The sequence below is a fragment of the Streptomyces capoamus genome (genome assembly GCF_014654935.1).
In the GTDB taxonomy this organism is placed as follows: domain Bacteria; phylum Actinomycetota; class Actinomycetes; order Streptomycetales; family Streptomycetaceae; genus Streptomyces; species Streptomyces capoamus.
Genome location: NZ_BNBF01000016.1, coordinates 211,002 through 220,455 on the forward strand (window position 1 = coordinate 211,002; position 9,454 = coordinate 220,455).

The 9,454-nt window shown below is 72.8% G+C and carries 8 protein-coding genes and 1 pseudogene; 3 read left to right on the forward strand and 6 right to left on the reverse strand.

Going from position 1 to position 9,454, the window contains the following annotated elements; translation table 11 throughout:
• Together sdhA and IE312_RS24495 are read right to left on the reverse strand one after the other, a co-directional pair.
• A partial coding sequence (gene sdhA / locus IE312_RS41730; protein ID WP_229900387.1) for a succinate dehydrogenase (quinone) flavoprotein subunit occupies positions 1-1,011 on the reverse strand: 1,011 nt, incomplete at its 3' end.
• Position 1,012: 1 nt separating this feature from the next.
• Complete coding sequence (locus tag IE312_RS24495) at positions 1,013-1,684, reverse strand: succinate dehydrogenase (protein WP_189984494.1); 672 nt, start codon at positions 1,682-1,684, stop codon at positions 1,013-1,015.
• Positions 1,685-1,804: 120 nt separating this feature from the next.
• Between IE312_RS24495 and IE312_RS24500 the strand changes: the two genes are divergently transcribed.
• Complete coding sequence (locus IE312_RS24500; RefSeq protein ID WP_189984474.1) at positions 1,805-2,689, forward strand: LysR family transcriptional regulator; 885 nt, start codon at positions 1,805-1,807, stop codon at positions 2,687-2,689.
• Between the two features lie 116 nt (positions 2,690-2,805).
• On the opposite strand, the gene IE312_RS24505 is transcribed toward IE312_RS24500, so the two are convergent.
• Positions 2,806-3,705, reverse strand: coding sequence for an NAD(P)H-binding protein (locus IE312_RS24505; protein WP_189984475.1), 900 nt, complete (start codon positions 3,703-3,705; stop codon positions 2,806-2,808).
• A gap of 125 nt (positions 3,706-3,830) precedes the next feature.
• Here IE312_RS24505 and IE312_RS24510 point away from each other — a divergent pair, with 125 nt between their 5' ends.
• Positions 3,831-4,751: a LysR family transcriptional regulator gene (locus IE312_RS24510; protein ID WP_189984476.1), complete on the forward strand. Its 921-nt coding sequence runs from the start codon at positions 3,831-3,833 to the stop codon at positions 4,749-4,751.
• Here IE312_RS24510 and IE312_RS24515 read toward each other — a convergent pair.
• The 3 genes from IE312_RS24515 to IE312_RS24525 all read right to left on the reverse strand — a co-directional run bounded on the left by IE312_RS24515 (position 4,688) and on the right by IE312_RS24525 (position 8,892).
• Positions 4,688-6,832, reverse strand: coding sequence for a putative bifunctional diguanylate cyclase/phosphodiesterase (locus tag IE312_RS24515; RefSeq protein WP_189984477.1), 2,145 nt, complete (start codon positions 6,830-6,832; stop codon positions 4,688-4,690). The two genes, IE312_RS24510 and IE312_RS24515, sit on opposite strands and share 64 nt — an antisense overlap.
• Entirely contained in the window at positions 6,829-7,641 is an 813-nt protein-coding gene (locus tag IE312_RS24520; RefSeq protein ID WP_189984478.1) for an SAM-dependent methyltransferase, read from the reverse strand. Before IE312_RS24520 ends, IE312_RS24515 begins: the two co-directional genes overlap by 4 nt.
• A 276-nt stretch (positions 7,642-7,917) precedes the next feature.
• On the reverse strand, positions 7,918-8,892 hold the full coding sequence (locus tag IE312_RS24525) for an SCO0930 family lipoprotein (RefSeq protein ID WP_189984495.1): 975 nt from the start codon (positions 8,890-8,892) through the stop codon (positions 7,918-7,920).
• 278 nt (positions 8,893-9,170) lie between these two features.
• On the opposite strand from IE312_RS24525, the pseudogene IE312_RS41735 reads away from it, so the two are divergent.
• Positions 9,171-9,454 (forward strand): annotated as a pseudogene (locus IE312_RS41735) (hypothetical protein); the annotation flags it as partial.

Sequence of the window (9,454 nt, forward strand, 5' to 3'; positions counted from 1 at the left end):
GTTGCCGAAGGACGGGTAGATGCGCTCCAGGTAGTAGTCGCGCTCGTCCTCGGGGATCTCGTGCGGCGGGCGGGTGTCGCCCTGGGCCCTGGGCACCCAGATCCGGCCGTCGTTGCGCAGCGACTCGCTCATCAGCGTGAGCTTGGACTGGTGGTCGCCGGTGCGCGGGATGCAGGTGGGGTGGATCTGCGTGAAGCAGGGGTTGGCGAAGTAGGCGCCGCGCCGGTGCGCCCGCCAGATCGCGGTCGCGTTGGAGTTCATGGCGTTGGTCGACAGGTAGAAGACGTTGCCGTAGCCGCCGGTGGCCAGGACGACGGCGTCCGCGAAGTAGGTGTCGATCCTCCCGGTGACGAGATCGCGCGCCACGATCCCGCGGGCCCGCCCGTCGACCACGATCAGGTCGAGCATCTCGGTGCGCGGGTGCAGCTCCACGTTCCCCGCGGCGATCTGCCGGGACAGTGCCTGGTAGGCGCCCAGCAGCAGCTGCTGGCCCGTCTGGCCGCGGGCGTAGAACGTGCGCGAGACCTGGACGCCGCCGAAGGAGCGGGTGTCGAGCAGGCCGCCGTACTCGCGGGCGAACGGCACGCCCTGGGCCACGCACTGGTCGATGATCTCGACCGAGATCTGCGCGAGCCGGTGGACGTTGGACTCGCGGGCCCGGAAGTCGCCGCCCTTGACGGTGTCGTAGAACAGGCGGTGCACGGAGTCGCCGTCGTTGCGGTAGTTCTTCGCCGCGTTGATGCCGCCCTGCGCGGCGATGGAGTGGGCGCGGCGCGGTGAGTCCTGGTAGCAGAACTGGACGACGTGGTAGCCCTGTTCGGCGAGCGTGGCGCCCGCGGAGCCGCCGGCCAGGCCGGTGCCGACGACGATGACCGTGTGCTTGCGCCGGTTGGCGGGGTTGACCAGCTTCGCCTCGAAGCGGCGCCTGTCCCAGCGTTCGTGGACGGGCCCGGCGGGGGCCTTGGTGTCGGTGACCGGCGCGCCGGTCGTGTAGTCGGCGTAGGCAGTCATGTCAGCTCACCACTCCGGTCATGACGCCCACGGGTACGGCGACGAAGCCGGCCGTGAGCAGCAGCGCGAGGACGTTCGCGAGGGTCTTGAGGGCGCGGTCGCGGCTGCGGCTGCCGATGCCGAGGGTCTGGGCGGCGCTCCAGAAGCCGTGCCGGATGTGCAGGCCGAGCGCCAGCATCGCGACGATGTAGACGGTGTTGCCGTACCAGGTGGAGAAGGTGTCCACGACGTTCTGGTACGGGTGGCCCTCCTGGAAGCCGCCGGAGTGCACGGTGCCGGTGGTCAGGTCGAGGATGTGCCAGACGATGAAGAGGCCGAGGATGACGCCGCCCCAGCGCATGGTGCGGGTCGCGTAGCCGGCCCGCGGCTTCCTGTGCACGTACTTGCTGGGCCGCGCCCTGATGTCGCGGCGGCTGAGCTGGTAGGCGGACGTGGCGTGGGCGACCACGGCGACGACGAGGACGGTCCGGATGAGCCAGAGCGTCCACTCGTAGTGCATGAAGGGTTCGCCCACGGTGCGCAGCCAGTGCGCGTAGTGGTTGAACTCGCCCGCGCCGAAGTAGATCTTCAGATTGCCGATCATGTGCGCGACCAGGTACAGCAGCATGATCAGGCCGCTGACGGCCATCACGGTCTTCTTGCCGACGGAGGAGTCCCACATGGTGCGCGCCATGGACGGCCGTCGGTCCGTCCGCGTTGCCAGTGCCATGGAACAGCACGCTAGGGCCGAAGGTCCCGATCGGTCCAAGACATGGTCCGGCTCGTTTCCATAGGCGGAAGCTATGCTGGTGGGGTGCAGTTCCAGCAGCTCCAGTACTTCGTGGCCGTCGCCGAGGCCCGGCACTTCACCCGGGCCGCCGAGCTGGTCCATGTCGCCCAGCCGTCGCTGTCCCAGCAGATCAAGGCGCTGGAGCGGGAGTTGGGCGCGGATCTGTTCCTGCGCGCCCGGGGCAACATCACACTCACCGACGCCGGCGAGGCGCTGCTGCCGCTCGCCCGGCGCATCCTGGCCGACGCGGACACCGCCCGGCACGAGGTGCAGGAGCTGGTGCAGCTGCGGCGGGGGCGGGTCCGGCTGGGTGCGACGCCGAGCCTGTGCACGGGACTGCTGCCGGACGTGCTGCGGGCCTTCCACGACCGCTATCCCGGCATCCGGCTGCTGATCGAGGAGGGCGGCTCGCACGACCTGGTGCGGGAGCTGGCGCGCGGCGCGCTCGACCTCGCGCTGGTCGTCCTGCCGCTGCCGACGCCGGCGCCCGCGCTGACGACCGTGGAGCTGCTGCGGGAGGACCTGGTGGTGGTGTCCTCGCCGGAGGCGCCGGTGCCCGGCCGGGACGGACGGCCGGTGGAGATCGGCGACCTGGAGCGCGAGCGGCTCGTGATGTTCCGGCACGGCTACGACCTGCGGGAACTGACCGTCGCCGCGTGCCGCTCCGCCGGGTTCGAGCCGGACTTCGCCGTGGAGGGCGGCGAGATGGACGCGGTGCTCGGGTTCGTCCGCGCGGGTCTCGGTGTGGCCGTCGTCCCCCGCATGGTGGCCGCCCGCACCGGGCGCGGGCTGCGCGTCACCCCCCTGGCCCGCCCCGGCCTCCACCGCACCATCGCCCTCGCCCACCGCAGCGACGTGGCGCCGCCGAGGGCGGCCCGGGAACTGCAGCGAATGCTGCTCGAACGCTGACCGGCGCGGTCGCGGACGGTACGGGCGGGCACCGGCCGGGGGCGCCGGGGCGCCCGCCGTACGCCGTGGCGGCGGGACCGCCGGCGGACCGTGTGCCGGCCGGGTGCCGGGCCTGGTCAGCCGCCGGCGTTCAGGACGGCCGGCCGGAGGACCCGCTCGCACCAGCTGCGGAACGAGGTGGGTGCCGTATCGGGACTGGAGGGGGCGGTGCTGCCGTAGAAGCCCTGCTCGGCGGTGGCGGTCGCGAGGTCGGTGAGGGCCCGCGCCCAGTCCTCGCTCGCGCCGTGCCGCCGCAGCGCGGCCGCGTACTCCGCCGCGTCGAGCCGCTGGAAACGGACCGGCCGGCCCAGGACCTCGGCGACGACGCGCGCCATGTCCTCGGGCGTGAGCGCGTCCGGACCGACCACCGGGACGTCGTCCTGGCCGGTCCAGGAACCGTCGAGCAGCAGCCGCGCGGCCGTCGCGCCGACGTCACGGGTGGCGCAGGTGCGCAGCACCCGGTCGCCGTACGTGGCCATGGCGAGCACTCCGCTCCCGCGGATCGCCGCCACCTGGTGGAGCAGGTTCTCCATGAGGTACGGCGGACACAGCGCCCGGTGGTGGACCCCGGTGGCCCGGACCACGTCGTCCATGGCCAGCGAGGCCGAGATCTGCCCGGCGTCGCGGGCGACACCGCGGCCCAGGGTGGAGACGGCGACGACCCGTTCGACACCCCCGGTGCGGATCGCGTCGACCAGCGGCCGGGTGAAGGCGCGGAAGTGGCCGTCGACGCTGTCGGCGGTGGGCGCCGGCGGCACCAGCCAGAAGACGCGGTCGACGCCCGCGCACGCCTTGGCCGTGACCTCCGGGTCGGCGTGCGAGCCGGTGACGGTCTCGACCCGGTCGCGCACGTGCGGGGGCAGGCGCGCGGGATCGCGGACGATCACGCGGACGTCCCCCGCCGCGTCCCCGGCGTCGAGGAGCGAGTCGAGGACCTGGCTGCCGATCTGCCCGGTCGGGGTGGTGACGAGGATCATGGGTGGCTCCTGGCGGAAAGGGCTGGGGGAACGGGATCAACCCTGCCGTGCGGCGCCCGGGAGCTGAAGGACCGTTCCGCTCGCGCTTGTTACCCTCAGGGCAATACCGGAGGGAGGGCGACGTCATGGAGTCCCGCCCGCTGCGCTACTTCGTCGCCGTCGCCGAGGAACTGAACTTCGCCCGCGCCGCTGACCGGCTGGGCATCTCCGCCCCGCCCCTGTCCCGGGCGATCCGCCGGCTGGAGGCGGACCTCGGGGTGACCCTCTTCGAACGGACCACGCACAGCGTCGCCCTGACCCGGGCGGGCGAGGTGCTCCTCGCGGAGGCGCGGTTCGCGCTGGACGCCCTGGAGGCGGCCGGGCGGCGGGCCCGGCGTGCGGCCGGCCCGGACCGGAAACTGGTCCTGGCGGTCAAGGCCGACGGCGACGGCGGACTGCTGGAACCGGTCCTGGAGCGCTTCGCCGCCGACCCCGCCGCCCTGCCGGTGACGGTCCGGCTGTGCGGCTGGCTGGAACAGCCGCGGCTGCTGCGGTGCGGCGAGGCCGACGCCGCACTCGTCCACGAGCCCTTCGACCGCACCGGGCTGGACAGCGAGACCCTGATCGCCGAGCCGCGTGTCGCGGCGCTCGGCGCGGCCCATCCGCTCGCCGCCCGTGCCCACGTCCTGCTCGCCGACCTCGGGCTGCGGCCCGGAGACCTGCACCGGTTCCTGGAGGAGACGCGGAAGGGGGGCCGCGATCTCGCCCAACTGCTCACCCGGGTCGCTCTGGGCGAGCTGTGCACGCTGCTGCCGGCGTCCGTCGCCGGCCGCTACCCGCGTCCGGGCGTCGTCTACCGGGCCGTTCCGGACGCGCCGCCCTCGCTGCTGGCGGTCGCCTGGCCGCAGCAGTCCCGCTCCCCGGCCACCGCGGCCCTCGTCCGGGCGGCGACCGCCGTGGCCGCGACCGCCCGGGACGGGGACGGCGGCGGGTCCGGGACCGGTCAGCCGGTCGCGTCCACCAACGCCAGCTCCTGGAGCCGCTCCGGCGGCCCGGGGCGGGCGTAGTACCAGCCCTGGGCCGTGTCGCAACCCAGTATCCGCAGCTGTTCGGCCTGGGCGCCGGTCTCCACGCCCTCGACCGTGACCGCCAGGTCGAGGTTGTGGGCGAGGGAGACGATGCCTTCCACGATCTTCAGGTCGACGGGGTCGGCGGGGAACTGCTGCATGCTCTGGGTGAAGGAGCGGTCCAGCTTGAGGACGCTCACCGGCAGGCGGCGCAGGTTGGCCAGGTTGGAGTAGCCGGTGCCGAAGTCGTCCAGGGCGATGTCGACGCCCATCTCGGCCAGCCGGCGCAGGGGTTTGAGCAGGTCGTCGTCGGCGCCGATGAGCGCGGACTCGGTGACCTCCAGGCAGAGGGCGTCCGGGGTGACACCGGAGCGTTCGAGGATGTCGACGGTGTCCTGGACCAGCCCGGGATGACTGAGCTGGCACGGGGAGAGGTTGACGTTGATGCGCAGCGGGCCGGCGGTGGTCTGCTCGCCGTAGCGTTCGCGCCAGGCACGGGCCTGGCGGATCGACTCCTCCAGGACCCAGCGGCCCAGCGGCACGATCAGCCCGGTGTGTTCGGCGAGCGGGATGAACCGGTCGGGGCCGAGCACGCCGTGCTGCGGGTGCAGCCAGCGCACCAGGGCCTCGGCGCCGCGCACGCTGCCGTCGCCGAGGTGGACGAGCGGCTGGTACTCGATGAAGAACTCGCCGCGTTCCAGGGCGGTCGGCAGGGCGGTGGTCAGGCCGTGGCGGGTGATGGCGCGGGCGTCGGCCTCCGGGTCGGCGAGTTCGGAGCGGTTTCCGCCGGCCGATTTCGCCCGGTACATGGTGATGTCCGCGCTGCGCAGGACCTCGGCGGCGGTGCGTTCGCCGGCCGGGCCCTCCACGATGCCGAGGCTGCCGCGGACCAGCAGGTCGCGGCCGTCGATGCTGATCGGGGTGACCAGCGCGTTCATGATGCGCTCGGCGAGTTCGTCCACCGTGCGCTCGGTGCCGGGACCGGTGGTGAGGGCCACGAACTCGTCGCCGCCGAGCCGGGCGACCATCTCGCCGGGCGCCGTCGCGCAGGACTGCAGCCGGTCGGCGACCTCGACCAGCAGCCGGTCGCCGGCCGCGTGGCCCAGGCTGTCGTTGATGGTCTTGAAGCCGTCCAGGTCCAGGTAGCACAGGCCGAAGCGCTGGCCCTCGCCCGCGCCGAGCGCCTTCTCCAGCCGTTCGAAGAACAGGGAGCGGTTGGGCAGGCCGGTGAGGGCGTCGTGCGTGGCCTCGTAGCGCAGCCGGAGGTTGAGCAGCCGGCGCTCGGTGGTGTCCTCCATGAGGGCGAGCTGGTACTGCGGGGTGCCGTCGGCGTCCCGGAGCAGGGAGACGGTCAGGTTGGTCCACAGCGCGGTGCCGTCGGGGCGGTTGAAGGCCTTCTCCACGTGGTAGTGCTCGCGGTCGCCGCGCACCAGTTCCTCGTAGAGCCGCCAGGTCTGCGGGGCGTCCTCGGGGTGGACCCAGTCCTGGACGCGGCGGCCGCGCAGGGTCTGCTCGGAGAGACCGAACATGCGCAGCAACGCCTTGTTGACCTGGAGGACGTTGCCGTCGAGGTCGGCGATGCCGATTCCTATCGCGGCCCCCTCGAAGACGGCGCGGAAACGGGCCTCGCTCGCGTGCAGCGCCTGGGCCACCACGCCCTGGGCCCGCAACGCGGCCTGGGCGATGGCCTCTTGTTCGGCGAGGGTGCGCTCGCGCAGCGCCACGGCGTAGCCGGCGGCCATCGCGTGCTGCAACCGCGAGGAACGCATGCGCAGTTCGTCCTGGGGGCCGTCCCCGCCGCAGTACAGGACCAGGTAGGCGTCGACGCAGTCCAGGGTGCGGGCGAGCGCCTCGGGGTCGGTGCAGTGTGCCGCCACCAGGGCGGCCCCGACGCCCTTTGCCGCGTCCGCGTCGAAGTTGCGGGCACGCAGCAGTTCGCTCAACCGGCGCGCGAGCGGCAGGAGTTGTTCCTCGAACTCGGCACGGGTGAGCGACGTCGACGTCACCGGGAAGAGTGCCCGGCTCCAGATCGTCGTCAGCCGGCGCAGTCTGCCCTCCGGCTCGTCCGGCTCCGCGCTCACGCCGTACGCCCCACGCCGGCGAATCCGGAGAAGGCGTAGGGATCCTCGTCCTCCGGTGCAGAGTCCGGGCGCCAGTGCGGCATCGGCACCAGTCCGGGTTCCACCATGTCGTACCCCTCGAAGAACCGCGCGATCTCCTCGCGCGAGCGCATGATCAGCGGGTTGCGAATGTCCTTGTACACGTCCACCGCGCCCTCGGCGCGCTCGGCGGGCAGCGGGATTCCCTCGTACGAGGCATGGGTGAGGATCAGCAGGCTGCCGGGCGCGAGCGCCTCGCGCAGCTCGGCCACCGCACCGTACGGGTCGTCCGCGTCTTCCACGAAGTGCAGTATGGCAACGAGGAGCAGGGCCACTGGCCGATTCAGGTCGATCAGGCGGTCCAGCCGGGGGCTGGTGAGGATCTCCTGGGGCTTGCACAGGTCCGCCGCGATCACGTCGGTGTCGTCGTTGCCGGCCAGCACCGCCTCGCTGTGGGCGACGGCCACCGGGTCGTGGTCGACGTAGACGACGCGGGCGCCGGGCACGGCCGCCTGCGCCACCTCGTGGACGTTGCCGAAGGTCGGGATGCCCGAGCCGATGTCGAGGAACTGGGTGATGCCCTCCCCGGCCGCGAACCGCACGGCCCGGCGCATGAACGCCCGGTTGGCCTGCATGATCTTCGGCAGCCCCGGCATGAACCGCATGGCCTTGCGGGCCGCTTCCCGGTCCACCTCGAAGTTGTGCGAACCGCCCAGGTAGTAGTCGTAGATCCGCGAGACGCTCGGCACCGAGATGTCGATGCTCCGGGGGGCCCAGGCGGGGCGCTCCATGTATCACTCCAAGGCGTGGACGGCAGGGACGGGCGATCCGGTGTTCGAGCTGAGGCTACTGATCGCCCGCCAAACGGGCGACCCGAACCGGAAATTGACCGTCCGTTCCCGGTCACTGCCTGCGGCAAGTGCCCGTATGGCCCCGCTGTGTGACGGCTGTCCGGCCAGGTGCGCACCCGCCGCACACAGCGATCCGCCCCCTCCGTGCGGTGCGGAGGGGGCGGATCTGCGGCCGCGCGCCGGGCCGGGCGGGACGATCGACCCTGGGGAGGTGATCTACTTGCCCGGCGCGCCGACCGGCTTGCCGTCGGGCGAGACGGCGTACCACGTGCCGCCGACGCCCTGACCGTTGGTGTCGCCCGGGGCCTTGTCCCCGGAGAAGGTGTAGATCGGCCAGCAGTTGACGGTCATCTGCTTGACCCCGTCGGGGCGGGTGAACGGCATCAGGCCCTTCTTCTTCACGCCCTCGGTGTCGTCGGCGTTGACCGGGCCGACGGCCGGCCACTTCTCCAGGCAGGCCCCGGTGCAGTTGGAGACGGACTTCGGCCAGGCCTGGTCCTTCATGAAGCGGTAGACCGTCATGCCCTTCTTGTCGACGACGATGTCGCCGAGCTTGGGGTCCTTGCGGACGGACAGGCCGGGCAGGGCGGACAGCGTGGCCTTCTTGCCGTCGGGGGCGAGCGCGAACCACTTGCCGCCGACGCCCTGGCCGTTGACGTCACCGGCGTTGACGTCCTTGGCGTAGCGGTAGGCAGGCCAGCCGCCGATGGTGAGCTGCTTGCTGCCGTCGGCACGGGTGACCTCGCCGAGCAGCGCCTTGTCGATGCCGGCGCCGGCGGTGGCGTCGTCGGCCGGAACCGGCGGCCAGGTGGTGGCGCAGTCGCCGGCGCAGTTGGACTTGGGCGGGTTGGCGGTGTCCTTGTCGAACCGGTAGAGGGTGAGGCCGGACCCGTCGGTGAGCACGTTGCCCAGGTCCGGGTTGGCGGCCACGGTGAGCTTGCCCGCGGGGGCCGCCGGGGACGGGGAGGCGGAGGTCTTGCTGCCGTCGGCTCCGTACCCGTTGCCCGCGCCGGCAACGGTCCCGGTCCCGGCGCCCGGGCTGCTGCCGTAGTCGCCGGCGGCGGCCGTGGCCCCGACGTTCTGGGCCGCCGACGCGGGAGCGGTGGCGTTGTCCTGACCGCACGCCGTCGTCAGCGCCAGCACCGAAGCGGCTGTGGCCACCAGTGAGGCGGTCCGCCAGGAGGTCTTCATCGTCAAACTCCCCATTATCGCCTGGATATTGCAGCGCCTGCTGCGCCGCCGCACGGCCATGGGTACGCGGGGAAGGGGCCGCGGTGTTCAACGGCGGCCGCACTTTCTTTCCGGAACGCGTGCCGCGTCCACGCGACCGCCGGGGCGCGTACCGGGACCAAGCGGTCCGACACGGACACTTCCGCCCGTCAAACCTGCGATCACCCCAACTCCCTCTTTCGGAGCAATCTCGGCGTACTCCCGGGCACGGCGGGCGCCCGCGCCTCATGATCTTCGTCGTGCATGGACCCGAAGTGACCCGACGCGCGCCCGCCACCCGGGTGGTGGCCCTCTTGACGCTGACCTGGACGCTGGTGGGCTGTCCGGCGGGCAGCGCGTCGGCCGACGCCTGCGCGTACGCCTCGACGGGCCCGGACGGCACGGTCGCCGTGGCCTACGCCGGCGGCCACCACTGGCCCGACCCGCCCTGCCCGAAGCCGCCCCCGCCCCCGTGCCCGCCGACGCCCACCCCCACCCCCACGCCGACGCCCGAGCCACCGCCCCCGCCTCCGCCTCCGCCCCC

Bases quoted from the DNA above. Each gene is read 5' to 3' on its own strand.
- IE312_RS24495 (WP_189984494.1), bottom strand. From the start codon at position 1,684: ATGGCGCGCACCATGTGGGACTCCTCCGTCGGCAAGAAGACCGTGATG.
- IE312_RS24505 (WP_189984475.1), bottom strand. From the start codon at position 3,705: ATGATCCTCGTCACCACCCCGACCGGGCAGATCGGCAGCCAGGTCCTC.
- IE312_RS24510 (WP_189984476.1), top strand. From the start codon at position 3,831: ATGGAGTCCCGCCCGCTGCGCTACTTCGTCGCCGTCGCCGAGGAACTG.
- IE312_RS24520 (WP_189984478.1), bottom strand. From the start codon at position 7,641: ATGGAGCGCCCCGCCTGGGCCCCCCGGAGCATCGACATCTCGGTGCCG.
- IE312_RS24525 (WP_189984495.1), bottom strand. From the start codon at position 8,892: ATGAAGACCTCCTGGCGGACCGCCTCACTGGTGGCCACAGCCGCTTCG.